This window comes from Geotalea toluenoxydans JCM 15764 (assembly GCF_001311985.1).
Classification (GTDB): domain Bacteria; phylum Desulfobacterota; class Desulfuromonadia; order Geobacterales; family Geobacteraceae; genus Geotalea; species Geotalea toluenoxydans.
The window spans coordinates 16,490-41,476 of record NZ_BBCJ01000016.1 but is presented as its reverse complement, the minus strand read 5'-3'; the positions used below and the strand labels follow the sequence as shown (position 1 = coordinate 41,476).

General features: G+C 51.0%; 15 protein-coding genes and 7 pseudogenes. 18 read left to right on the top strand and 4 right to left on the bottom strand.

Annotation, left to right across the window (positions count from 1 at the left end; genetic code table 11):
- Positions 1-3: 3 nt before the first annotated feature.
- The 4 genes and pseudogenes from yidC to rpmH all read right to left on the bottom strand — a co-directional run bounded on the left by yidC (position 4) and on the right by rpmH (position 2,318).
- Positions 4-1,594 (bottom strand): annotated as a pseudogene (yidC, locus tag JCM15764_RS11725) (membrane protein insertase YidC).
- 22 nt (positions 1,595-1,616) lie between these two features.
- Positions 1,617-1,829 carry a membrane protein insertion efficiency factor YidD gene (yidD, locus tag JCM15764_RS23260; RefSeq protein WP_243688839.1) on the bottom strand — a complete coding sequence of 71 codons (213 nt, stop codon included), beginning with the start codon at positions 1,827-1,829 and terminating at the stop codon, positions 1,617-1,619.
- Positions 1,823-2,182, bottom strand: a complete 360-nt coding sequence (gene rnpA, locus JCM15764_RS11720) for a ribonuclease P protein component (RefSeq protein ID WP_054695879.1) — start codon at positions 2,180-2,182, stop codon at positions 1,823-1,825. The genes yidD and rnpA overlap by 7 nt, the downstream gene beginning before the upstream one ends.
- Positions 2,169-2,318, bottom strand: a complete 150-nt coding sequence (rpmH, locus tag JCM15764_RS23255; protein ID WP_083767187.1) for a 50S ribosomal protein L34 — start codon at positions 2,316-2,318, stop codon at positions 2,169-2,171. Before rpmH ends, rnpA begins: the two co-directional genes overlap by 14 nt.
- A 285-nt stretch (positions 2,319-2,603) precedes the next feature.
- Between rpmH and dnaA the strand changes: the two are divergent.
- The 18 genes and pseudogenes from dnaA (at position 2,604) to JCM15764_RS11650 (ending at position 24,872) form a co-directional block, all read left to right on the top strand.
- A pseudogene (gene dnaA, locus JCM15764_RS11715) lies at positions 2,604-3,940 on the top strand (chromosomal replication initiator protein DnaA).
- A gap of 213 nt (positions 3,941-4,153) precedes the next feature.
- Positions 4,154-5,272 carry a DNA polymerase III subunit beta gene (dnaN, locus tag JCM15764_RS11710; RefSeq protein ID WP_054695876.1) on the top strand — a complete coding sequence of 373 codons (1,119 nt, stop codon included), beginning with the start codon at positions 4,154-4,156 and terminating at the stop codon, positions 5,270-5,272.
- A 96-nt stretch (positions 5,273-5,368) separates the two neighbouring features.
- Positions 5,369-6,462, top strand: a pseudogene (gene recF, locus JCM15764_RS11705) (DNA replication/repair protein RecF).
- A 9-nt stretch (positions 6,463-6,471) separates the two neighbouring features.
- Positions 6,472-8,852 (top strand): annotated as a pseudogene (gyrB, locus tag JCM15764_RS11700) (DNA topoisomerase (ATP-hydrolyzing) subunit B).
- A gap of 51 nt (positions 8,853-8,903) precedes the next feature.
- A pseudogene (locus JCM15764_RS29760) lies at positions 8,904-10,248 on the top strand (DNA gyrase subunit A).
- Positions 10,136-10,882: a DNA gyrase C-terminal beta-propeller domain-containing protein gene (locus tag JCM15764_RS29755; RefSeq protein ID WP_279384419.1), complete on the top strand. Its 747-nt coding sequence runs from the start codon at positions 10,136-10,138 to the stop codon at positions 10,880-10,882. The pseudogene JCM15764_RS29760 and the gene JCM15764_RS29755 overlap by 113 nt, the downstream one beginning before the upstream one ends.
- A gap of 94 nt (positions 10,883-10,976) precedes the next feature.
- Positions 10,977-11,024: pseudogene (locus tag JCM15764_RS29750) on the top strand (hypothetical protein); the annotation flags it as partial.
- Positions 11,025-11,036: 12 nt separating this feature from the next.
- The gene (locus JCM15764_RS29745; RefSeq protein WP_439645291.1) at positions 11,037-11,468 is read left to right on the top strand and encodes a DNA gyrase C-terminal beta-propeller domain-containing protein; all 432 of its coding nucleotides are present in this window, start codon (positions 11,037-11,039) and stop codon (positions 11,466-11,468) included.
- Positions 11,469-11,512: 44 nt separating this feature from the next.
- Positions 11,513-13,126: a HEAT repeat domain-containing protein gene (locus JCM15764_RS11690; protein ID WP_054695872.1), complete on the top strand. Its 1,614-nt coding sequence runs from the start codon at positions 11,513-11,515 to the stop codon at positions 13,124-13,126.
- Positions 13,127-13,131: 5 nt separating this feature from the next.
- A complete protein-coding gene (locus tag JCM15764_RS11685) occupies positions 13,132-14,139 on the top strand; it encodes an NAD(P)H-dependent glycerol-3-phosphate dehydrogenase (RefSeq protein WP_054695980.1) in 1,008 nt (335 codons plus the stop codon).
- Between the two features lie 66 nt (positions 14,140-14,205).
- Positions 14,206-16,320, top strand: a pseudogene (locus JCM15764_RS29740) (histidine kinase dimerization/phospho-acceptor domain-containing protein); the annotation flags it as partial.
- A 129-nt stretch (positions 16,321-16,449) separates the two neighbouring features.
- On the top strand, positions 16,450-18,000 hold the full coding sequence (locus tag JCM15764_RS29735) for an ATP-binding response regulator (RefSeq protein WP_054695869.1): 1,551 nt from the start codon (positions 16,450-16,452) through the stop codon (positions 17,998-18,000).
- Between the two features lie 18 nt (positions 18,001-18,018).
- A complete protein-coding gene (locus JCM15764_RS11670) occupies positions 18,019-19,938 on the top strand; it encodes a sensor histidine kinase (RefSeq protein WP_243688835.1) in 1,920 nt (639 codons plus the stop codon).
- On the top strand, positions 19,850-22,006 hold the full coding sequence (locus JCM15764_RS11665) for a hybrid sensor histidine kinase/response regulator (protein ID WP_054695866.1): 2,157 nt from the start codon (positions 19,850-19,852) through the stop codon (positions 22,004-22,006). The genes JCM15764_RS11670 and JCM15764_RS11665 overlap by 89 nt, the downstream gene beginning before the upstream one ends.
- Positions 22,003-22,932 carry an ABC transporter ATP-binding protein gene (locus JCM15764_RS11660; RefSeq protein ID WP_054695862.1) on the top strand — a complete coding sequence of 310 codons (930 nt, stop codon included), beginning with the start codon at positions 22,003-22,005 and terminating at the stop codon, positions 22,930-22,932. The genes JCM15764_RS11665 and JCM15764_RS11660 overlap by 4 nt, the downstream gene beginning before the upstream one ends.
- Positions 22,933-22,945: 13 nt before the next feature.
- The gene (locus tag JCM15764_RS29730) at positions 22,946-23,131 is read left to right on the top strand and encodes a hypothetical protein (protein WP_243688834.1); all 186 of its coding nucleotides are present in this window, start codon (positions 22,946-22,948) and stop codon (positions 23,129-23,131) included.
- A 5-nt stretch (positions 23,132-23,136) separates the two neighbouring features.
- Positions 23,137-23,700, top strand: a complete 564-nt coding sequence (locus tag JCM15764_RS11655) for an ABC transporter permease (RefSeq protein ID WP_243688833.1) — start codon at positions 23,137-23,139, stop codon at positions 23,698-23,700.
- Between the two features lie 92 nt (positions 23,701-23,792).
- On the top strand, positions 23,793-24,872 hold the full coding sequence (locus JCM15764_RS11650) for a radical SAM/SPASM domain-containing protein (protein WP_054695859.1): 1,080 nt from the start codon (positions 23,793-23,795) through the stop codon (positions 24,870-24,872).
- Positions 24,873-24,987 lie beyond the last annotated feature (115 nt).

The following is a 24,987-nucleotide window of genomic DNA, read 5'->3' as shown; positions in this document are numbered from 1 at the left end:
TGCTCAGGCAGGCAAAGACTTATTGATGTAAGCCTGCTGGGCAATTGTCAGAATATTGTTGATGAGCCAGTACAATACCAGACCGGCAGGAAAATTGAGAAACATGAAGGTGAAGACGACCGGCAAGGCCAGCATCATCTTTGCTTGAATGGGATCCATGTTGGTAGGAGTCATTTTTTGTTGAATGAACATGGTCACACCCATGATGACGGGAGTTACATAATAGGGGTCCTTGGCAGAGAGATCGGTGATCCACAGCACAAATGGTGCATGGCGTAGTTCAATGGAAAACATCAAGGCCTTGTAAAGAGCGAAAAAAACGGGGATCTGCACAAGCATCGGCAGACATCCCCCATCGGATTAACCTTGTGGGTCTTGTAAAGATCCATCACGGCACGGTTCATGGCATCACGATCATTCTTGAACTTTTCCTTGAGCTCGGCCATTTTCGGCTGCAGCTTCTGCATCTCCTTCATTGACTTGTAGCTCTTGTGGGTGAGGGGAAAGAAAAGCACCTTGAGGATGATGGTAATGATGATAATGCCAGGCCATAGTTATGTGTATAGGAATAAAAGAACTTGATTGAACGAAGAAGCGGCTTGGCTAAAGCAGAAAACCAGCCGAAATCGATGGCCTCTTCCAGTCTGCTTCCTTGGGCTTTAAGAATATCCAGATCTTTTGGACCATAAAAAAGGCGGTAATCAATTGAAGCACTTTGCCCCGGATTGAGGGAAAGTGGTGAAGACGTGACGTTAGTCTGGACATAATTGTCGCTTATTTTAGCTACACGCGCAGAAGCTATGCTGTTTTTGACGGCAATGACGGCGTCCATGAAATATTTGTCGGCAAAGGCAGCCCATGAAACATTATTGTCGAACTGCTTCGGCCCTTTCGCGATATCGGAGACCTTGTCGGTTATTACTTTATCACCAGCCATTGTGACGGGACCGTATACTTCATATCTACCATCGCCAGCCTCTGCAACCAGACGATTGTAGTTTACCAGCGAAATGGCTCCTTCAACCCGTGACGAACCGGTGTTGATCAATTCCTGATGAAGATTGATGCCATAACCATTACCGGAAAAGGAGTAGACCTTTTTCAGTATGACACCAGTCTGTGAGGTAACCGTGAATTCGATGGAAGATTTTTCGGTTCCAGCCAATTTTGTGTCCTTGGCTGAGGATTGGAATACCAGGTTCGGTTCCAGTCCAAAGTTTTTTCCTTCACTCAAGAGGGACAGCTTGTCAGCATCTGACTCGTTCTTAAGGACGATATCCCGTCCGACTGCCCCCGCTTTGTCTTTATAATGCTTCAGTTGGAAGCTTTGGAGACCGCCCCCTTTCGTGGAGAAGACGGCAATAAACAAATCGGTATCCACCACAATGTTACGAGCAGCAAGACCTGCCTGTGGAGTTGCTGCTACAGGAACACTATTGATGGCAGAAAGTTTCGCAGAAGAAGGCTGGCTCTGCACAGCTGCAACCGGCCTGGCCTTTTCTTTCAGATTGGCTACCGGCGGTGGAAACATATACGAAAAAGCATACAAAACCGCTATGGATAAAATAACGGCAATAACAACTCTTTTTTCCATAATTACTCCAATAACCAGAAAGTTATTTAACAGGATCATAGCCACCCGGATGAAAGGGATGACACTTCAGAATACGCAGCACGGAATACCACAGGGCGGTCAGTAATCCGTGCTTCTCAAAGGATTGTAATGAATAATCTGAACAGGAAGGATAAAACCGGCAGGAGGCTCCCTTGTAAGGGGAGATAAACTTTTGATAAAAACGAATGGCGCGAATAGCTGTTTGTCTCAGCATGGCTTTATATATAGGCGTTCCAGAGCATTAGCCAATTCCCTGCAAACCTGCTGATAATTCAGCTGTTCTGCACCTCTCTTGGCAATGATATTGTAATAAGCAACAGCAAAATGTTGTTTATTAAGTCTGTAAAACTCACGAACCAGCCGCCTGATACGGTTCCTGCAAACGGCATTTCCTACTTTACGGCTGACAGTAATCCCGATTTTTGTCAAATCAGCTGAGACTAAACCCAAAATGATAAAATGAGCTGTATGGATCTTCTTCCCTGCATCTGAAACATGCAGGAACTGGGATCGCTTCAACAGCCTTTCGTCTTTTGTAAATGAATTTCGGGTATTATTTGGATGCAATTGATACCGCTAGGTTTTTGCGCCCTTTAGCCCGGCGTCGTTTAATAACGAGTCTGCCGTTCTTGGTCGACATTCTGACAAGAAATCCGTGGGTTCTTTTCCTGGAAACATTGCTTGGTTGAAATGTTCTTTTCATCTCTAAAAAGCTCCTTATATTTACATGTGGTGATTGGTAATGTTATCTAAAAATAAGCTGTAAAATTAAACATAATACCAGTGATTTGTCAATGAATTATTTATCCCTTTTGGAAAATTTACCTTGCAAATTAAGGGTAGCTTTGTTACATTTCAACCACCATCGGCTAGATCAAAATATCTCTCCTTTTAGAAATGTAACAGACTGAAATTAATATGTTTATTTTTTTCAACATCTGTTGATAAATCTGTTTAAAAGTCACCTATCCAAGAAGGTCATATTCAAATGGAAAAGATTTGGCTTGAAGCCCAATCGAACATAAAGAAGGTCCTAACTCCGCAGACCTACAACACCTGGATCAAACCAATTCATTTCCACAATGTCAGTGACACCAATCTGACACTGGAAGTTCCCAGCAAATTCATCAAGGAATGGGTCACTGAAAAATACCTTTCAATCATTATAGAGGCAATATCCTCTCTTACCAACATCAAATATCAAGTTGATTTCAAAATAACGGAAAAATCCCAGGTGGAGAAAAAAAAGGTCGACCTCCAGACTACCGACAAGATCGAAAATGACTCCACCAGGAATGTTGATTTCAATACCAATCTCAACCCTAAATACACTTTCGATTCCTTCGTCTGCGGTGCCAGCAATCAGTTTGCACATGCCGCTTCCCAGGCAGTGGCAAACAACCCGGCTTGCAATTATAATCCTCTTTTCATTTATGGCGGCGTCGGCTCGGCAAGACCCATCTTCTCATTGCAATCGGCAATCAGATCAGGGAAAACAATAAAAAAGCGAAAATTTGCTATTACTCATCTGAAAAATTCATGAATGAGATGATCAATTCCCTCCGCTATAAAAAAATGGATGAATTCCGCAATAAGTTCAGAAAAATGGACATACTCCTCATCGACGACATTCAGTTCATGGCGGGAAAAGAAGCTACCCAGGAAGAGTTCTTCCATACCTTCAATGCATTATACGAATCACACAAACAGATAGTTGTTACCTCGGATAAATTTCCCAAGGATATTCCAGGTCTTGAAGAAAGGCTCCGCTCGCGCTTCGAATGGGGTTTGATTGCCGACATCCAGCCTCCCGACATTGAAACCAAGATAGCGATCCTAAAGAAAAAATCAGACCTGAACGCCATTACCCTGCCCAACGATGTGGCCCTTTTTCTTGCATCGAGTGCCACTAGCAACGTCAGGGAACTGGAAGGCATGTTGATCAGGCTTGGAGCCTATGCCAGCCTCACCGGCAGTGAAATCAGCCTGAACATGGCCCGCGACATTCTGAAAGATATAATTGTCGAAAAAACTAAAGATATTACCGTAGAAATGATACAGAAACATGTTGCCGATCATTTCAAAATCAAAGTATCAGAGCTAAAATCTGACAAAAGGTTGAAAACCTTCGTAATACCGCGCCAAATAGCCATATACATCAGCAGGGAGCTCACCAAGGCCTCCTATCCTGAGATTGGAGAGAGATTCGGCGGTAAGGATCATTCTACAATCATACATTCGGTTAAAAAAATCGAGAAACAGATGGAAAATGACCTGGAGATAAAAAACGCTGTGGAAAAGATGAAGAAGGAATTGATGAGTTGATGGGAAAAGCTGTTAATATTTACCGACAGCTGTTGACAATTTTAGTGCGATGTTTAAAAACCTCCCAGCTGTCGTAATTGCCAACAATTTTATAAAGTGAAAAAAAGACGTACCATCGGCTAATTAGCCACTATATCAACATATCCACAGCCACTATCTACTACTACTTAAAAGATTTAAAATATATTATTCGTATGTGACATGGAGGAGTAGATGGAATTCAGCATCAGCAAGGAAACATTCACTAAAGCCTTACAGAAGATCCAGGGAATCGTCGAAAAGCGAAATACTATGCCCATCCTTTCCAATGCCCTCATTGAAGCAAGCAACGGCTTGTTGCATGTTACGGCTACCGACCTGGAAGTGGGCATGAAAAGCTCATACCCTGTAACAATTGCCAAAGAAGGAAAGATTACCGTAGCGGCAAAGAAAATTTACGAAATCATAAAAGAGCTTTCCGATGAAGAAATAACCTTTTCCACAAAAGAAAATGACTGGATAGAGATCCATTGCGGCAAAGCTCACTTCAACATAGTAGGCCTTTCTCCCGATGAATTTCCCTATTTTCCCAAGGTAAACGACAACATTTTCGTTAACCTCAGCAACAACTTTTTGAGTGAAATGATTGAAAAGACCTCCTATGCAATCTGCACTGACGAGAGTAAATTCAATCTCAATGGAATTTTCATAAAAGCTGCCAGCGAAGAAGGCAGAAATGCCATCAGGATGGTTGCCACCGATGGACATCGACTGTCAGTGGCAAAGAAGGAATTTGAAGGGGCCATCAGCAACGAGCTGAGCAAAGGGGTCATATTTCCCAAAAAAGGGATTTATGAGTTGAAGAAGATTGCAGAAGAAGAAAGCGGCGACATAATGATGGGCTTCATGGATAACAGCGCCGTAATCAAGAAGGACAATACGGTCATCGTCATGCGCCTTATCGATGGGGAGTTTCCCGATTATACCAAAGTGATCCCTGCAAGCAACGACAAGAAAGTAACAGTGTCCCGTGAGGCCCTACTCCATTCACTGAGAAGGATGGCCATCCTCTCCAGTGAAAAATTCAAAGGTATAAAACTTGATGTACGAAGCGGCAGTATAGAGATTTCATCCAGTAATCCCGAGTTGGGTGATGCCAGGGAGGAGCAGGAGGTTCTGTACGATGGCACCCCCTTGTCCGTGAGGTTCAACGCCAGATACCTGATCGATGTTCTGACTGTCCTCCGGGATGATCAGGTTGAGCTGGATCTCCGGGATGAGTTATCCCCCATAATAATGAAACCGATTGCAAAGGATGATTTCATGTCGGTGATCATGCCCATGCGTCTCTAGAATTTTCCCGATCAAAGAAGGTTCAGCCACAGGGATCAGCTCCCTGATAAGGCCCCTCTCGAAAGGAGTGGCCTTTTTAATGAAATAACAGTTGAGATGAAATTAAATAAAATATATCTTCAGTCGTTTAGAAATCTTGAAGAGACCATGCTGATGCCGGCACAGCATTTCAATATTTTTTACGGCAATAATGGTCAGGGCAAGACAAATCTCCTTGAATCCATCTTTATTCTGGCAACCATGAAATCCTTCAAAACGGCAAGGAGCAGCGACCTTGTGCGGTGGGGCGCCATCAGCAGCCTTTTAAAGGGTTGGGTGGAGCGGGATGGAGTAACTAGAGAAATAGCCGTTTTCCTGGATAACCAGGGAAAAAAAATAAGGGTAGACCAGAAGGCTGTTACCAGAATAGATGATTTTTTTGGCCACCTGAATGTGGTGGTATTCACTCCGGAAGAAGTGAACATGGTCAAGGGCCTGCCGGAGCTGAGAAGAAAATATCTGGACAGGGCTGTCTTCAGCAGTGATATCACCTATCTTTCCGTCTATCATGCTTACAGCAAGGTCCTGAAAAACAGGAACATGCTTCTGAAAAGGGGAGAAAAGGTCAGCTTTGACATCTGGACTGAAAAGCTAGTCGAACAGGGAAAAAATATCATCCTTTCCAGGCTTGCCTATCTCGATGCCCTTAGAGATTTGCTTCAACGCTTTTACCGCGAGATATCGGGAAATGAAGAGGCCGTGGATATAAACTACAGGCCTTATCATATGGACCTGGCTGACTGTAGAGGCGATGTGCCGATGCTTTTGCAGAAGCCCTTGCTAAAACAGCGACGGAAGAAGAGCGACGGGGAACGACACTGGCAGGGCCCCACAGGGACGATGTGGAATTCATTCTCAACGGCAGGCCGTTGAAACAGTTCGGTTCCCAGGGACAGCAGAAGAGCTATGTGCTTGCCTTAAAAATGGCAGAAACGGAATACATGCAGAAGAAATTCCACAGCCAGCCAATCTTTCTCCTGGACGATCTCAGCTCCGAGCTGGATCAGGAAAGGAAAAAAAATCTGATGGAGTTCCTGAAGAAAAGAGATATGCAGGTTTTCATCACTACCACGTCTCTGCAGAATATTAGCGTTGATGAAATAGAAAACTACAGGACCTACCGGATTGAAGAGGGAAAGGTTCTACATTGAGGGACAACGATGAGCAATGACGAAACTTCCAAAGATTACGGTGCGGATAAGATCAAGGTGCTGGAAGGTCTTTCTGCGGTAAGAAAAAGACCAGCCATGTATATCGGGTCAACCTCCATCCAAGGACTGCACCACCTTGTTTACGAGGTCGTTGATAACTCCATAGACGAGGCACTGGCTGGCCACTGTGATGACATTGCGGTGACTATCAATGTTGACGGGTCTGTAACCGTCGTAGATAACGGCCGCGGTATTCCTACAGATATGCATCCGACAGAAGGAAAATCTGCTGCGGAGGTAGTACTGACAGTACTACACGCGGGTGGAAAATTCGATAATACTTCCTACAAGGTTTCCGGGGGCCTTCATGCGTCGGAGTTTCGGTTGTCAATGCCCTGTCGAAGAAGCTGGAGCTGGAAATACGCCGGGATGGAAAAATCTTCAAACAGTCCTACCGTTGTGGTGACCCCCAGGGTCCACTGGAAGTGGTGGGCGAAACAAAGAAGCGCGGCACCAAGATCATATTTTTTCCCGATGATGAGATTTTCGAGACTACGGAGTTTTCCTTCGATATTCTCTCCCAGCGCCTGCGGGAACTGGCATTCCTCAATGCCGGGGTAAAGATAAAGATAGTTGACGAGCGGACTGAAAAGGTGCATGAGTTCTTCTACGAAGGGGGCATACGGTCCTTTGTCGAATATCTGAACAAGAACAAGACCCCTATCCATCCCCAGCCGATATTCATCAACGGCGAAAAAGGTGGCGTAGAGATGGAAATAGCCATGCAGTACAACGATTCCTACGACGAGAAGGTATTCTCCTTTGCCAACAACATCAACACCCACGAAGGGGGAACCCATCTGGTTGGTTTCAAGGCAGCCCTCACCCGCACCATGAACACCTATGCCAACACCAATAACCTGCTGAAAAACGTCAAGGAGAACATTTCCGGAGAAGACTTGCGCGAAGGGTTGACGGCCGTCATATCGGTAAAGATATCCCAGCCCCAGTTCGAGGGCCAGACCAAGACCAAGTTGGGTAACTCGGAAGTGAAGGGTTATGTGGAAACCTTGATGAACGAAAAGCTGGCAACCTACCTGGAGGAAAATCCGCAGATCGCCAAACGTATTCTGGAAAAATCCATCGATGCGGCCCGGGCCAGGGAAGCCGCCCGTAGAGCCCGTGACCTGACTCGGCGCAAGGGAGCGCTGGAGGTTGGAACACTGCCGGGCAAGCTGGCCGACTGCCAGGAAAAGGATCCGGCATTGTGCGAACTGTTCCTCGTCGAGGGTGATTCTGCAGGTGGATCGGCAAAACAAGGGCGGGACCGTAAATATCAGGCCATACTCCCCCTCAGAAAGATCCTCAACGTGGAGAAGGCGCGCTTCGATAAAATGCTCTCTTCCCAGGAGATACGCACCCTGATTGCGGCACTTGGCACCAGTGTCGGCAAAGGGGACTTCGACATCGCCAAGCTCCGTTACCACCGCATTATCATCATGACCGATGCCGACGTTGACGGCTCGCACATCCTGACTCTGCTCCTGACCTTCTTCTTCAGGCAGATGCTTGAACTGATCGAACGTGGATACCTCTACATTGCCCAGCCTCCCCTTTACAAGATCAAACGCGGGAAGAAGGAACAATATCTGAAAAATGAGGCGGCGCTGCAAAGCTACCTGTTAGAGGAGGGCACCGAAGATCTGATCCTCCGCTTTGGGAGCGATGAGCGCACCTACCGTGGGAAACAGATCATCCCCCTGCTCAGGCAGATCATCGAACATCAGTCCCTCTTCGGCAAGGTGGTGAAGAAGGGGGTCAACGAGGAACTGCTGAAGATTTTCCTCAAGAGCGGCGTAAAAAGCGGGCTGGAAGAAATAAGCGAACTGGAGCCTTACCTGGCAAGAATGAAGGAGAACTTTCCCGATGCTGATTATATGCCGGGGGATCAGAAGATTATCTTCATGCTGGGGAATCTCAGGGTCAGCATTGATCAGCACATCTTTGACGCCATCAATTCCTATGAATATGACCTTCTGGTTGAGAGTCAGCGCAAGGTGGAAGCCATCATGGGCAACGTGGCGGCAACGGTAGCCACCGAAGAAAAGCAATTGCTTGAAACGGAAAGCCATGAGGAACTGCTGGCATTTTTCCTCGAAACGGCTAAAAAAGGGCTGTATATCCAGCGCTACAAAGGTTTGGGAGAAATGAATCCTGAGCAGTTATGGGAAACCACCATGCATCCGGAGAACCGCTTACTGCTTCAGGTGAAGATCGAGGACACTGTCGAAGCAGAAGAGATATTTACCGTCCTTATGGGTGATCAGGTGGAGCCGCGGCGTGAATTCATAGAGTTGAACGCACTGAACGTTTCCAATCTGGACATTTGATGAGACAAGGGTGCTTTTCCGCCCTTATATGCCAATTGCAAAGAGGTCGTAATGCTTACTCAAACTAACAAGGTAGCGGTCAACATAGAAGATGAAATGAAAAGGTCGTACATGGATTACGCCATGTCCGTCATTATCGGACGGGCGCTTCCCGATGTGCGCGACGGTCTGAAGCCTGTCCACCGGCGCTGTCTCTATGCCATGTATGACATGGGCAACGATTACAACAAGCCGTACAAAAAATCGGCCCGTGTCGTTGGCGATGTCATCGGTAAATATCATCCCCATGGCGACACGGCGGTCTACGACACACTGGTGCGCATGGCCCAGGATTTCTCCCTCCGTTATCCGCTGGTGGATGGTCAGGGGAACTTCGGATCCGTTGACGGAGATTCTCCGGCAGCCATGCGTTATACGGAAATCCGCATGTACCAGCTGGCCCATGAACTTCTGCCGACATCGACAAGGAAACGGTGGAGATGGGGCCGAACTACGACGACTCGTTGAAAGAACCGCTGGTTCTGCCGGCCAAGTTCCCCAACCTGCTGGTCAACGGCTCTTCTGGTATTGCCGTCGGTATGGCGACCAACATTCCTCCCCATAATCTGACGGAGGTCATTGACGGTATCGTTGCCGTCATCCACAATCCCGAGCTGACTTTCGAGGAACTTATCGCACTCATTCCCGGGCCTGATTTCCCTACCGCCGGCTTTATCTATGGGCGGGAAGGGATACTTTCAGCCTACTCTACCGGCCGCGGTATCATCCAGATGCGTGCCAGGGCCATCGTTGAAACCCATAAGAAGACCGAGCGCCAATCCATAGTCGTCACCGAAATTCCCTATCAGGTGAATAAGGCAAGGCTGGTTGAAAAGATCGCCGAACTGGTCAGGGAAAAGAAGATCGAAGGTATTTCGGACCTGCGGGACGAATCGGACCGTGAAGGGATGCGGGTCGTTGTCGAGCTGAAAAAGGACGAGAATCCGCAGATCGTTCTCAATCACCTTTACAAGCAGACCCAGATGCAGGCCTCCTTCGGCATCATCATGCTGGCAATCGTCAACAACCGGCCGAAGGTTCTGACCTGCGGGAGACCATCAATCACTTCATCGACCACCGTCGGGAGATCGTCACCCGCCGCACTATCTTCGATCTGAAGAAGGCCGAGGCCCGTGCCCATATCCTTGAAGGCCTGAAAATCGCACTGGACTGGCTCGATGCCGTGATCGAACTGATCCGCGGGTCTAAAAACCCGGCGGAGGCCAAGGAAGCTCATGTCCGGGATTTTTTCCGACGAGGAATGGCTGAAAAAGCTTGGCCTTTCCCTGCCGGCAAATCATGCCGAATATGCCAAACCCGTCATGCTTTCCGAGCTCCAGGCCCAAGCCATCCTTGAGATGCGCCTCCACCGCCTCACCGGCATGGAGCGGGACAAGATCGTCGATGAATACCACGAGATTCTTCGGTATATCGCCCGTCTCAAGGAGATTCTCGCTTCGGAAACGGAGATCCTGAAGATCATAGTCGGCGAACTTCTGGAGCTTAAAGAGAAGTTCGGCGACAGACGGCGCACCGAGATCATCGATCAGACGGCGGAAATATCCCTGGAAGACACGATAGTCGAAGAGGACATGGTGGTGACCATTTCCCACACCGGATACATCAAGCGTAATGCGGTGACCATGTACCGTGCCCAGCGCCGTGGCGGCAAGGGCAAAACCGGCATGAAGACCAAGGAAGAGGATTTCGTAGAGCAGCTGTTCATCGCCTCTTCCAAGGATTACCTGATGTTTTTCACCGATGCGGGCAAGGTTTACTGGTTGAAGGTCTATGAAATCCCGGAAGCAGGACGGGCTACCAGGGGCAAGGCTATCGTCAACCTGCTCAACCTTTCCGCCAATGAGAAAATTACCGCCATCTTGCCGGTTAAAGAGTTTGCCGCCGACAAATTCATCATGATGGCCACCCGTCATGGTGTGGTGAAAAAGACGCCGCTTATGGAATATTCCATCCGCGCCTTGGGGGGATAATCGCCGTCAACCTTGACGAAGGGGACAAGCTGATCTCGGTAGCGCTCACTGACGGTCGCCAGGATGTGCTGCTGGCTCAAGAAACGGCAAATCCATCCGCTTCAGGGAGTCGGATGTCAGGACCGTCGGCCGGGTATCCCGAGGGGTGCGGGGCATGACCCTGGAGGATGACGATGTGGTCATCGGCATGGAAATCATCAATGAAGAGTACACCGATTCCACTCTCTTCACCGTTACCGAAAACGGTTTCGGCAAGCGGACCGAGCTGGGGGAATACCGCTGTCAGTCCAGAGGTGGCAAAGGGATCATCACCATCAAGACCACCGAACGTAACGGCTGTGTCGTCGATATCAAGCAGGTGGTGGACGAAAACGATCTCATGCTCATCACCGACCAGGGGAAAATCCTTCGGGTGCCGGTGGAAGGATTTTCAATCATTGGCCGCAACACCCAGGGTGTACGCCTGATGGTGACTGAGGACGACGAACGGGTGGTGGCTGTTGCCCGGCTGGCCGAGAAAGAAGAAGATGACGCCGACGAATCCACTGATGGGGGCCTGGACACAGAGGTGGAAGAACAGGAATAAGCCGATTCCGGATTTATCCAGCCCAGTTCCGCCTGAAGGATGCAATGCACCAGCGAAAAATAGATACAAGCCTTAATGACCGCCGTGGCATTCTTCGCCAGCTGGAAAGAGTGAAAGAGGAAAATATCAGTCTCGATGAGCTGGAAGAGATTGGCGGGTTCCTGAAAAAAAACGGCAAGTCCGCCCTTCGCCCCCTGGTGCGAAATCTCTGGCTGGAGAGGCGCGGTGACCTGATTTCAAGATATACCTATCTTCTGGATTTTTTCGAGGATGAAGTCTGGATCGACCAGCTCATTCAGATTGCCCTGAAACGCAGGGACCTGGACCACGATGCCAAGGCGGCAATACTGGCGGCACTGGAAGGCTATGGTGTCGATGTGAGTCATCCTCCTTTTTCGTACTTGTTCGCCGGTATCGCCAATAGCGCATCCATATCCGTACCGGAAGTACTGGACCGTGGTGAAGAAGGACTCATTTCTTTTATGGAAGAATTCCTTCTCTACCCGCAGGAAATACGGTTGATGGTGATTGGACGGCTGCCGGAAGTCGGCAATCCCAAGGTGGTTGATTTGTTGCAGATTCTGCTCAGGCTTGATGATGGTGGGGTAACGCCGGCAACACTCGCTGCATTGGGAAGAATCAGGGAAAAAGCATCTGCAGAGCTGCTGAGAAAATACTTGTCCCAGGCTGCAGAACCGTTGGCCGGTATCGCAGCCCGAAATTTGCGCCGGCTCTCCTTTCTTGGGGTCGATGCCGGTAACCTTTCAGAGCAGGATACCTCCCTCCCCTTTCACATCTGCTGTGCCGGACCGCCCGATGGAGACGGCTATCGTACGCTGTTTTTTTCCCGCACCAGTGGTGGGGATACCTTTGCCATTCTCTGTCTGCAGATCCATGAATTGATCGGCATAGTCGGAGCCAGGGGCAGTGCTTCGGTGGCCGGGTCAGAACTGGAAGAAGAACTTACCGAGCTGCACGGCGAGGAAGAGGTAGTACCTGTTGAAGCGGATTATGCTCTTTGCCTGATGCAGGATGCACTGTACCGGAACAGGGAGACCGGCACGGAGCTGCCGGCAGAGTTTTATGTCCGTAGCGGCATGTTCAGTCGCGGCCAACTGGTGCCGACCATCTATGAACCCCCTTTGCAACCGACGAAGGCGAAGGTTCGCCTGACCAATGATTGTCTGGATGAAATAGCAGATGACGATTTCTTCTCCTGCTGGTTCATGACCGACAGCAGTGTTTATGGCTATGCCGCCGAATGGCGCGACCTCCAGCTCAGGTGCAGCGGCAGAGAACTGACCCGGGGGCTTGAATTGATCCTGGCGCGGTTTTGTCAGGAACTTTTTCCGCACCTGGTTGAACGAATCCACCGGCGGCTGCTCCTGGTGGCAGATTTGATGCGCCGGGTGGGGCGTGACCCCCGCCTTGCTGAAAAGACGGCGGCCCTTGCCGGTAACGTTGCTGAATTTAAGCTGCCGTACCACTTTCACCCATTCTTGCGACGACTTGCCTTGGAAAGTATGGATATGGCTCGCGAGGCCCTGGAAGAGGGTTTCGATACCCGCCGCTATGAACCGGAATCTGGCGAAGAATGGATGATTGAGTGGCTGAGAACCAACGAAGTTCCTGGTAAGACAAAAGATCGGAGAAAATGATGCTTATACCTGAAAAAATCGGGGTAATAGGGGCTGGCAGCTGGGGGACAACCCTGGCGGACCTTTTGGCAAAAAAAGGCCATGATGTTACGCTATGGGCCTACGAGCCGGAGCTGGTGGTGGAAATGGCCCAGACACGATACAACAGCATTTTTCTTCCAGGAATATCGCTTTCGCCGGCACTCAAGTTCACAAACCTTCTGCAGGAGGCTGTGGCGGACAAAGGGCTGCTGCTGTTTGTCGTACCTTCCCAGGTGACTCGCCGCGTGGTGAAAAACGCCCTTCCCTTCATTTCCCCCTCCGCAATCATTGTCAGTGCTTCCAAGGGCATAGAGGTGGATACGCTGATGACCGTTTCCCAGGTATACCGGGAATTGCTGCCCCAGGAGCTTTACGCCACCTTTTCCGCCCTCTCCGGCCCGAGTTTTGCACGGGAAGTGGCTCAGGAAATGCCCACAGCGGTTGCGGTCGCTTCCGAAAGGGGCGAGGTTGCCAGGAAGGTTCAGCAGATATTCAATACCCACAAATTCCGCGTCTACACCAACAACGACGTGGCGGGGGTTGAGCTGGGGGGGGCAATCAAAAATGTCATTGCCATTGCAGCCGGTATATCTGACGGACTTGGCTTTGGCCACAATACCAGAGCCGCCCTGATTACCCGCGGGCTGGCGGAAATGACGCGCCTTGGCCGGGCTCTTGGCGCCAGGGAAGCGACCTTTGCCGGTCTGGCAGGGATGGGGGATCTGGTCCTCACCTGTACGGGGGATCTTTCGCGCAATCGCACCGTCGGCATTCAATTGGGGCAGGGAAGGCGGCTGACAGAGATTCTCGGTGAAATGCGCATGGTTGCAGAAGGTGTGAAGACGACGGAGTCGGCTTATAATCTGGCGGCCAGGCTCAAGGTGGAGATGCCCATTACCGAAAAGGTCTATGAAGTGCTTTATCAGGACAAACCGGCGCGCGAAGCAGTCCTGGAGCTTATGACGAGAGATCTGAAAGCGGAAGATTATTAAACAGTCAGCCGGATTTTTCTCGCAAGTCCTTTCCTTTCCATAATCTTGCCAGGCAAAAGGCCACTTATGCAATTCAGCCTCAGCATAAGAAGCAAACTTTTTCTATCCATACTGCTCATTCTTGTAGTCTCCTATACAACCCTCCTCTTTACCACCGTCGAAGGGCTCGAAAGCCATATCGAACAAGATATCGGCAAGGGGCTGGAAGCACATCTCAATTATGCCCGCAGTCAGTTTTACGCCCGTGCCGAGCAAATCAAATATTCCCTGATGCAGCCGATTATGGCCCCTCCCGTGCAACAGCACCTGATCAGGCGGGATTCCGTCTGGTTGAAGGACGCCATGCGCCGCTGGAAAAAGGTACTCCCCTTTGTTGATATGCTCACTATCATCGATCCACAAAACAGGGTCATTGCCAGATACAACAATCAACAGAGCGGCGACCTGTTCGGGATCCCTGATATCGTCAGGCAGATGTACAGGGACAAGAAAGCTGTGATATCCATCGAACTGGTGGATAAAGAATTTCTGCAACAGGAAGAAGATCCTGCCGGCGCAGATACGGAAGCAATGGTGGTGTTGGTCGCGATTCCAGTTTTCAATGCTGACGGGACATTACTTGGGGGAGTGGTCGCCGGAGACAAGATCAACAACGATCCGTACCTCCCCTTCCAGATCCAGGAAATTTTCGGCGAAGAGGCAGAAGTAGCGGTAAGCCAGCGTGGTATGCGCATTGCCAGCAACCGTGCGGAAGACAATATCCAGACTGCAACTGTGGAATCCCACGTCATCGAAAGACTGCAAAAGGGTTATTCCTACCGGGGGCAGGCAGAAATCGGCAACAATGCATATGAGACGGTCTTTGAGCCGTTGACCAACAGTCGCGGCGAATTTGTCGGCTCGCTGTCAGTGGCGCTGTCCAGGAAAAACATGCAGAAGATACGGGTGGACAGCCTGAAAAACATATTGATGTCGGCAATTGTCGGCATCCTGCTCTCCTTCGTCATTGCCTTTATTGCCGCGCGGAAGTTCGCCGGGCCGATCCTCGAATTGGCAAACGGGGCCAGGCGCATAGAGTTGGGGGACCTGAGTCAGCGTGTAATGGTGAGGAACAATGATGAGATCGGAGATCTGGCCGGCTCCTTCAACAGGATGGTGAATGCCCTGGCCGAAAGGGACAGCATCATTTCCAGGAAGAACAAGGACCTTCAGGAACTGAACGAGCTTCTGGAAAAAAAGGTGTCCCTGAGAACCGCAGAACTGAGCATGGAAATGGGACGGCTTGAAACCATCCTGACCAGCATGGTGGAAGGGGTGCTCGTTACCGACAGTGACAGCCGGGTTATCCTGTTCAATCCGGCAGCGCAGGCGATTCTCGGTATTGTTCCTTACAAGGTCATAGGTCAGTCCATCGAACAGCTGGGCAATTCAGGGGAGTTTTCCAACCTTGTGCGGTGTATCCGGGAGATCAAGGAGACATGGGGCCCGGTTGCCAGCCGACAGGAGGATCTTACCCTGAAAGGGAAAAAACTGAAGGTAAACCTGGCACCCATGGCCCGGGAAGGAAATGAGTTTGCAGGAATCGTCATGTCTCTCAGGGATATAACAGCGGAAGAAGAGATCGATCGGATGAAGACCGAGTTCATATCAACCGTCTCCCATGAGCTGAAAACACCCCTGACCTCCATGAAGGGATCGCTACAGCTGCTGCTCAACAGGGGCAAATGGCTGACCGAAACGGAACGGCAGCTCCTCTCCGTCTGCCTGCGCAATACCCAGCGTCTCATAAGAATGATCAGCGAAATACTCGATATCTCCAGGATGGAATCTGGAGGGATGGATTTCACGTTCAAGCCTCTTTCCATGGGAGAACTGGTGGTCTACGCCATAGAGGAGATAAAGACTTTCGCCCATAACCGGAGTATTTCCATCGTCAACAGCCTTGGGGATCACCTGCCGCTTGTATATGGCGATCACGACCGGTTGATCCAGGTTCTGACAAATCTCCTTTCAAATGCGGTCAAATTTTCTCCGGAAGGTAAAATTGTCATGGTACTGGCAGAAAGGGAAGGAAACTATCTGGTCGTTTCAGTGGCCGATCGGGCCAGGGCGATCCAATGGTCGGACCGGGAAAAGCTTTTCAAAAAATTCCAGCAGCTTGAATCGGATCAGCCAATGCAGGGGGGCACGGGACTGGGGCTTGCCATCTGCAAGGAAATCATCGAAAAACATCATGCAAAATTTATTACAATGCCGGTAAGGAAGGGGGTAATGTCTTCTCCTTCACGGTACCCATATACGAGGAAAATCATGGCAAATAAAAAGATACTTATTGTTGATGATGAGCCGGATATAGCTCTTATTCTCAAGCTGCAGCTGGAGGATGCCGGATACAGAACCGCCATCGCCAGGGATGGTGTAGAAGGGCTGGAGGCGATTGACCGTGACAAGTTTTCCCTGGTGCTGCTTGATATCAAGATGCCGCGCATCGATGGCCTGCAGATGCTTGAGAGGGTCCAGAATCTTCATCCGGAGGTTGCGGTTGTCATGATGACAGCCCACGGTAGTGAGGATATAGCCGTGGAAGCCATGAAGAATGGTGCATTGGATTACATAGCCAAACCCTTTTCCACTGAGGATGTGCTGCAGAAGGTGGAACGGGCAATACAGCTGAACAAGGCAAAAAGGGACAATATCCGGCTGCAACAGCAGCTGGATGAAGAGCGACAAAAAATGGAGGCCGTACTGCAGGGGATGGCAGACCTTCTTCTGGCCGTGGATCCGGAGGGAAAAATAATCACGGTTAACCTCAAGTCGGAACAGGTGCTGGGCCTTAACCGGAACCAACTCCTGGGCATGCCTGTGGAAGAGGCCTTAAGGGCCGATATCGCCGCGGAGTCCATTCCCTGCCGCGAGGTTCTGAGGAGCGGCCAGCCCTGTCTTGACGTTTACTACACGATACTGGCAGATACTGCGGCGATCCCGGTTTCTTCCAGCGCTTCGCCACTGTTCAACGCTTCCGGCCAACTTACCGGCAGCGTGGAGATTATTCGTGACATTTCGGCATACAAAGCCTTGGAACAGGAAAAGGAAGACTTCGTCAGCATGCTGTCCCACGACCTTAAGGCACCGATTACTGCAGTTGTCGGTTCCGTGGACCTGGTGCGGGAAGGGCGCCTGGGGCCGGTAAACGAGGAACAGAGGGAATACCTGGAATCATCCATGGAAAGCTGTGCCGAGATGGTCGAGATGATTGATACCCTGCTGGGAGTGCATAAATTCGAAGCGGGGAAGATGCTCATGCATTTCAAGGAGGAGATGCCGGCCCAACTTATCCAGCGGACCATGACCAGGTTTCTGACTGTAGCCAGAAGGGCGCAGCTCAGACTCTTTGCTACGGTACAGGATGATCTGCCGGCAATTTCCGCTGATCGTGCCACCTTCTCCCGGCTTCTTGGCAATCTTATCTCTAACGCGCTGAAATTTACGGCTGAGGGTGGTGAGATCGAGATTTCCGCTGTGGCCGTAAACGATCCGGAAACGGTCAGAGGAAAGATTCCGGCAAGGTATGGGGCGCAAAAGCTGACCCTGGACAAACCGATGGTCCAGATAACGGTCAGGGATACCGGTGAAGGGATAGCCGAAAATTCTCTGGAGGATATTTTCGACCGTTTCGTTCAGGCCAGGAACCGGCGCCAGGGCAAAAGCAGCGGAACCGGCCTGGGGTTAACCTTCTGTAGAAAGGTCATGGATGCTCATCAAGGTTTTATCTGGGCAGAAAGCATTGTTGGCCGGGGAAGCCGGTTCATTATGCTGTTTCCGGCGGTAGTCGAATCAGACGAGGTAGAGCACCATGAATAGCTGAAGATCGAGAGGCTTATGGAACGGGCATTCAAAATCTCGCTGAAGATCACCGTTATCTACATCCTGGTGGGAGCAGTCTGGATCCTCTTTTCCGATGAACTGCTTGCCTACCTGGTGCAAGATGTTCGTACCATCAAGCTCGTTTCGATTTCCAAGGGATGGTTTTTTGTGGCCGCCACCGGGTTGATGCTTTATTTTCTGGTCAGGCGCCATATGCTCCTCCTTATTCGGTCTGAAACTGCAGTCAGGGAGCGTAACCGAGAGCTGGCCAGGACAGAGGAGGAATTGCGGCGCCAGATCGCCGCACAACAAAAAACGGAAGCGGAACTGCACGGTGCAAACCAGAGATTAAGGACACTGTTTCATACTTCACCGCTGGCCATAGTCGCTCTGGACCCGTGCGGCAGGGTAACCCAGTGGAACAAAGCTGCACAATCGCTCTTTGGTTGGACAGCCGAGGAAATCAAGGGGAGCCCCTACCCTCTTCTTCCAGATTGGAGCCTGGAAGAGCAAAGACACTTCTTGGAGAAGACCCTGCAGGGGGAAGTATCCAACGACATTCAGGTACGCCGGAAGAAGAAAAACGGGGAACTGCTGGATGTGAGCCTTTCCACAGCTCCGATTCGTGACGCAGACGGAGCCATTACCGGCATTATGGCCATACTGGCCGACATCACCGAACGCAGAAAGGCGGAAGAGGCTTCGCAGGCCTCGAAGCAACTCTATGTGGAGCTGGTCGACTCCATAGACGGCATCGTCTGGGAACTTGATTACAAAACCTTCTGCTTCACTTTTGTCAGCAAAAGGGCGGAAGAACTGCTCGGCTATCCGGCAGAAGAGTGGCTGAAGAGCAGTTCCTTCTGGCAGGATCATCTTCATCATGCAGACCGTGACCGAACGGTTCGCCTCTGCCTCGAAGCCTCGGATCAGGGCAAGAACCACGAACTGGTCTATAGATTCCTTGCCGCCAACGGTGATTACGTCTGGTTGCGCGACATCGTCACCGTCAGCACCGAAAAAGGCCATGCGGCGAAGCTGCGTGGCGTCATGTTTGACATCACCACACAAAAGATAGCAGCGGAAGCCTTGCTGGCCTCGGAAGAGCGCTACCGCAGCCTGAATGCGGAGCTTGAAAAACGGGTTATGGAACGCACTGCTCAGCTGGAAGAGGCCAACAGCGAGCTTGAATCCTTCAGTTATTCGGTCTCCCACGATCTCAGGGCACCCCTACGCCATATAGAAGGTTTCAGCCAGCTGCTCCTGGAAGACTACGGGAAACAGCTAGATGAAGAAGGGCAAAGCCATCTGCTGCGCCTGAAACGAGCCAGTCAGCGCATGTCGCAGCTTATCGACGATCTGCTGGAGCTGTCGCGGGTCACCCGGTCAGAGCTGAATTGCCAGGCGACGAATTTGAGCAGAATGGCGCACCTGGTTCTGCTTGAACTCGGGCAATCCCAGCCAGAGCGCAAGGTGAAGTGGGAAATAGCCGAAGATGTCATGGCCGATGGTGATGCAAGGTTGCTCAGGGTTGTCATGGAGAACCTCCTCGGCAATGCCTGGAAATACACGGCAAGAAACGAGGAGGCCATCATTGAATTCGGTAGCTATATGGACAGGGGGGTGGCAATCTATTATGTCAGGGACAATGGGGCAGGTTTCGATATGAAGTATGCGGACAAGCTGTTCGCTCCTTTTCAGAGATTGCACAGAACTGAAGAATTCGAGGGAACCGGGATCGGGCTGGCCACAGTGAAAAGGATCGTCGGCAGGCACGGTGGAAGGATCTGGCTGAAAGTGCGCCAGAGGCGGGAGCAACTTTTTATTTCACGCTGTCCGGGGTGGGAGAATGAAGCGACCATTGAGAATTCTTTTGGTGGAGGACTCGGAAGAAGATGTGCTGCTCTTGCTCAGGGTGCTGAAAGATGGAGGCTTTGAGCCTGTCTGGCAAAGGGTGGAGACTGCGGCAGATATGGGCCGCGCTCTTGCCGAACAAAAATGGGATCTGGTGATCTCCGATTACAACATGCCCCAGTTCGATGCCCTTGAAGCCCTGAAAGTCCTTCATGGAAGCAATCTGGACCTACCCTTCATTATCGTTTCCGGTAAAATCGGCGAGGATCTGGCAATTGCAGCCATGAAATCGGGAGCCCACGATTACCTGATGAAGGACAACCTTTCCCGGCTTATGCCCGCTGTTGACCGTGAACTCAGGGAGGCAGCCGACCGGCAGAAGCATAGGTCGGCACAGGAAGACATCCGACGGGGGAAGATGCAGTGGGAGGCGGTTTTCGATTCGGTTTCCGACCTTATTATCATCACCGACACCGTGGGGCGGATAACCCGCTGTAACAGGCGGGTCATCACCTACTTCTGCTGTTCTTATGCTGACATTCTCGGACGGAATATCGGCAGGCTCTTTTATGGTGAGGAAAACATTTCATCCAAGGCCTTTCTCTTTCCCCATAAATTTCATGCAGCGGCTGAAGAGGATCTTGTTTTTCCCCTGCTTAACGGCTGGTTCAGCGTCGCCAGCTATCCAATGAATGTGGAGAATGAGCCGGTCAGTATCGTTTTCATCATCAGGGACATCACCAAACGAAAAAAGATGGAGGAGGAAAAAAGGGTCATCGACCGGGAGCTGCTGACTCTTTATGCCATTGCTTTTCGGCTTAATACCAAGCAGAGCCTGGAAAAGATCATGGAGGAACTTCTTTTTCAAATGCATAATATGCTCCGCATCGAGTTTTCCTGCATCCACACCCTGCGGCAAAAGGAATTGAAACTGACGGCCTCCCTGGGGCTGGATCAGGATCTGGAAAAGGGGTTGAAGAGCCTCCATGTGGATCTCCCCTGGGTTAAAAGCATGCTGAAAGGCAAGCTGGCCAAGGCCAGAACTCCGGCGAGACTTCTTCCGGCAAATGTGGCCCAGGCCATAACCCGAGTGGGCATTACCGCCTGGTGTACCATTCCTCTCAGGATAGGAAGCGAAGTAATCGGGGTTATGATGGTTGCTTCCAGCGCCAAGAAAAGTTACTCCGACCGTGAAGTATTTCTGCTGACCCTGATTGCAAACCAGCTGGCGGTTCTCATAGAAAACTACACCCTCTATGATCAGATGCGGGAAAAGGCCACGGAGCTGCAAAGGAGCCGCAAGGCGCTCAAGGAGAATCTGCTTGAGGTCAAGCGGGCAAACATAGAGCTTGATCGCCTCAACGTGGCCAAAAACAATTTCATCGGCATGGCCTCCCATGAGCTGAAAACGCCCATCACCTCCATAATGGGAGGGGTACAGTTCCTTCTCAAATACGGCGGCCTGCAGATGACCCCGGAGCAGGAGAACATCCTTATTTCTGTTTATGAGGGAATAGGTCAGCTGAAATGCCTGGTGGAAAACCTTCTCTCCATCTCGAGAATTGAGGCGAAGGAGATCATTCCCCATAAAAAGCCGCTCCGACTGCTTGTGCTCTGCAAAGAGGTATATGGAAACTTCTGCCTTCCCCTGACCGGGAGAAAAATCACCATCGATTTCGCCGGCGCTGAAGATGAAGTGCCGGTTGATGAGAGCCTTGCCAGTCTGGCCATTAGAAACCTTCTGGAAAATGCGATAAAATTTACTCCTGATGGGGGTGAGGTTCAGATTCGGGGAGAGGTGTTGGGAAAAAAGGATATTGTCTCTCAATCCAGGACTATCGGCCCATTCTATCGGAATTTTCCCAAGAATCTTAGCGGCAGCTGCTTTTACCGTCTCAATGTTACCGATAACGGCATCGGCATCCCTGCTGAAGAACAGGTAAGAATCTTCGAAAAATTCTACGGTGTCGGGGATATTGCCTACCATTCCTCCGGTACTTCCGATTTCATGTCAAAAGGGACCGGGCTCGGCCTATCCATCGTCCGCGGCGTTATGGATGCCCATGGTGGACTGGTCTGGGTCAGCCAGAGAAAGGATGCCAGCGGCAGCGTTTTTACCCTGCTCTTTCCAATGGACAGTGATTGCCTATGACAAATCCGGCAGTTTCCATCAAATCGGCGTCGAAGGCCTATGGCTCATTTACCGCCGTGGGTAATTTTTCCCTTGAGGTGGAGCGGGGGATGATTTTTGCCCTGCTTGGGCCCAACGGTGCCGGCAAAACGACGCTGATCAAGATCCTGACCACACTCATGCGTCCGACCAGTGGCGACGCCTTCATCGAAGGCTACAGCGTTTTGACCCAGAGCAAGCAGGTCCGCCGCCTGATCGGCGTCGTGCCCCAGGAAAACAACCTGGACCGGTATCTTACCGCCAGGGAAAACCTGGTGTTTCATGCCCGGATGCATGGAATGTCTCCACACCTGTACAATCAGCGCATTGATCGCCTGCTGGACCTGATCGGTCTGGCCAACCGGCAGAATGACTTTCCCGACACTTTTTCCGGCGGCATGCAGCGGCGCCTGGTGGTGGCCAGGGCGCTGGTTCACGAACCGCAGGTGCTGTTCCTGGATGAACCGACCACCGGCCTCGACCCCCAGTCACGGCGGGTCCTCTGGGATTACATCCAGACCTTGCGCAGCCGCATGACCATCTTCCTTACCACCCATTACATGGACGAGGCAGATACCTTCTGCGACCGGATCATGATCATGGACCACGGCAAGGCACTGGTTGACGGCACTGCCTCTGCCCTCAAAGAAGCCCTTTCCCGTGCCCATATCTACGAGGTGGAGTTTCGCAATCATAGCGACCGTTACGAAGAGATCCTGCACAGCCTGTCTTTCGTCGATTCCCTGGAGCGTAACGGCAATATTTTTCGCCTGGTCCTGGCCGGCGAAGAGAGCCTCAAGCCATTGATGGACTGCCTGGGCAGCAACGATGTGCGCAAGATTTGCCTTCAGGAGCCGACTCTTGAGGATGTCTTTCTGGAGCTGACAGGGCGTACCATAAGAGAGTAGACGGAGGGAGTTGATGTTCAGAGGTGGCCTGACAATCTGGAGGCGCGACATGCTGGTAATGCGCCGGAGCATCTTCTCCGAGCTGCTGGCGGTTACAGCCTATCCCCTTACCCTCTACCTGGCCTTCGGCTTCGGCCTGAAGGGCTATATTGCCGATGTGGAAGGCATCCCCTACCCCCTCTTCATTGCACCGGGCTGATCTCAATGACCGCCGTCAATGCCGCCTTTACCGAAAGCGCCTGGAGCATGTGGTTCCACCGGCGGGTTCAGCACACCATTGAAGAATACCGGGTGACGCCGATCACCGTCTACGACATCGTCGTCGGCAAGATTTTTTCAGGGTTCTGCCAGGGGGCGATCAAAGGAATGGCCGTGGCCGTGGTCATCTTTCTCCTTACCCCCTTCCGCATGGACTATTCCAATCTCGTCGCCTATCTTGTCTATATAGTCCTGGGCTCCATGATTTTTTCCTGTCTCGGCACCGTTTGTGGGACGACTATCGATAAACCGGAGAACATCGGCCGGGTAGAGTCGGTCATTATCGTGCCGCTCATTTTCATGGCCGGCATCTTTTTTCCTCTTTCTTCCTATCCTGCAACTATCCAGCCCCTGATCAGAATTCTGCCCACCACCGCCATCTTCGAAGGAGCAAGGCAGGCTCTGCTGCACGGCGCCCTGGACTGGCAGTACATCATCGTATTGGTAGCCAGCGCTGCTGTCACCTTTGCCGTGGCAGCCGTCACCTTCAACCGCAAGATGTCCGAATAAGGCGAATCTTCTTGAGTTTTAGCCGACTTTCATAGTAAATTCACTTGTTCGCTATCGCAGAGGCTCGACCTCGAACCTCCCCAGGAGATCGTATGGCTGAAGAATTCATCCCTAAATGGATTGCCTGGGAAACAACCCAGAAATGCAACCTTAAATGCGTACATTGCCGCTGCTCGTCTGATCTTACCTCGTCGGAAGGAGATTTCACCACCGACGAAGGAAAGAAGCTGTTAAAGGAAATAGCAGACTTTTCCAAGCCGGTTGTTGTTCTTTCCGGCGGCGAACCTTTGATGCGCCAGGACATTTTCGAGCTGGCTGGGTATGGCACCTCCCTGGGCCTGCGCATGTGCATGGCGACCAATGGCGCCCTGGTGACCGATGAAGTCTGTCAGAAGATGAAAGAGGCGGACATCAAGATGGTCTCCCTTTCCCTGGACGGCTCAACCGCAGCGGTACACGACAACTTCCGCCAGTGCCCCGGCGCCTTTGACGGTGTCGTCAGGGCGGCAGAGCTGTTTCGCAAGCATGGGCAAAAGTTCCTCATCAATTCCTCCTTCACCAAGCGCAACCAGAATGATATCGCAAATACTTTCAAGGTAGCCAAGTCCCTCGGCGCCACTGCCTGGTACATGTTCATGATCGTTCCCACCGGTCGCGGCGAGGAAATCATGAATGAGCTGATTTCCAAGGAAGACTACGAAGAGATCCTGGACTGGCACTACCAGCAGGAGAAGATGGAGGATGACATCCTCATGCGTCCCACCTGCGCTCCCCATTACTATCGCATTGTCCCCCAAAAGGCCAAGGCCGAAGGATCCAAATTCGAGCGGCGCAGCCTGACTTTCTCTACCGGCGGCGGCAAGGGATGCATCGCCGCCCAGACCATCTGCCTCATCGACTGCTTCGGCAACGTCAAGCCCTGTTCCTACTTCCACCGCACCGCCGGCAACGTGAAAGAAACGCCATTCCGTGAAATCTGGGAGAACTCGGAGATCTTCAAGAAGCTGCGTAATTTCAAGGCGTACAAGGGCAAATGTGGCCAGTGCGAGTATCTGAACGTCTGCGGCGGGTGCCGGGCCAGGGCGGATGCGGTGTATGGGGATTACATGGCAGAAGAGCCGTTCTGCAATTACGTGCCGATCAGGATTCAGAAGCAGTCCGAAAAAAAATAATCTCACCACGAAGGCACGAAGGACACTAAGAGAGTCATTCGTGCCGCACCATTCTTGCGCTTCTGTTTTTCTTCGTGATCTTCGTGTCTTAGTGGTGAAAAACGTTTTGTATAAT

Excerpts from the sequence above, each read along its gene's own strand:
- JCM15764_RS29735 (WP_054695869.1), top strand. The coding sequence starts at position 16,450 with ATGGCAAATAAAAAGATACTTATTGTTGATGATGAGCCGGATATAGCT.
- JCM15764_RS29730 (WP_243688834.1), top strand. The coding sequence starts at position 22,946 with ATGTTCAGAGGTGGCCTGACAATCTGGAGGCGCGACATGCTGGTAATG.
- JCM15764_RS11665 (WP_054695866.1), top strand. The coding sequence starts at position 19,850 with ATGAAGCGACCATTGAGAATTCTTTTGGTGGAGGACTCGGAAGAAGAT.
- rpmH (WP_083767187.1), bottom strand. The coding sequence starts at position 2,318 with ATGAAAAGAACATTTCAACCAAGCAATGTTTCCAGGAAAAGAACCCAC.
- JCM15764_RS11650 (WP_054695859.1), top strand. The coding sequence starts at position 23,793 with ATGGCTGAAGAATTCATCCCTAAATGGATTGCCTGGGAAACAACCCAG.
- yidD (WP_243688839.1), bottom strand. The coding sequence starts at position 1,829 with ATGCTGAGACAAACAGCTATTCGCGCCATTCGTTTTTATCAAAAGTTT.
- JCM15764_RS11655 (WP_243688833.1), top strand. The coding sequence starts at position 23,137 with ATGACCGCCGTCAATGCCGCCTTTACCGAAAGCGCCTGGAGCATGTGG.
- JCM15764_RS11670 (WP_243688835.1), top strand. The coding sequence starts at position 18,019 with ATGGAACGGGCATTCAAAATCTCGCTGAAGATCACCGTTATCTACATC.
- JCM15764_RS11690 (WP_054695872.1), top strand. The coding sequence starts at position 11,513 with ATGCACCAGCGAAAAATAGATACAAGCCTTAATGACCGCCGTGGCATT.
- dnaN (WP_054695876.1), top strand. The coding sequence starts at position 4,154 with ATGGAATTCAGCATCAGCAAGGAAACATTCACTAAAGCCTTACAGAAG.
- JCM15764_RS29745 (WP_439645291.1), top strand. The coding sequence starts at position 11,037 with ATGACCCTGGAGGATGACGATGTGGTCATCGGCATGGAAATCATCAAT.
- JCM15764_RS11660 (WP_054695862.1), top strand. The coding sequence starts at position 22,003 with ATGACAAATCCGGCAGTTTCCATCAAATCGGCGTCGAAGGCCTATGGC.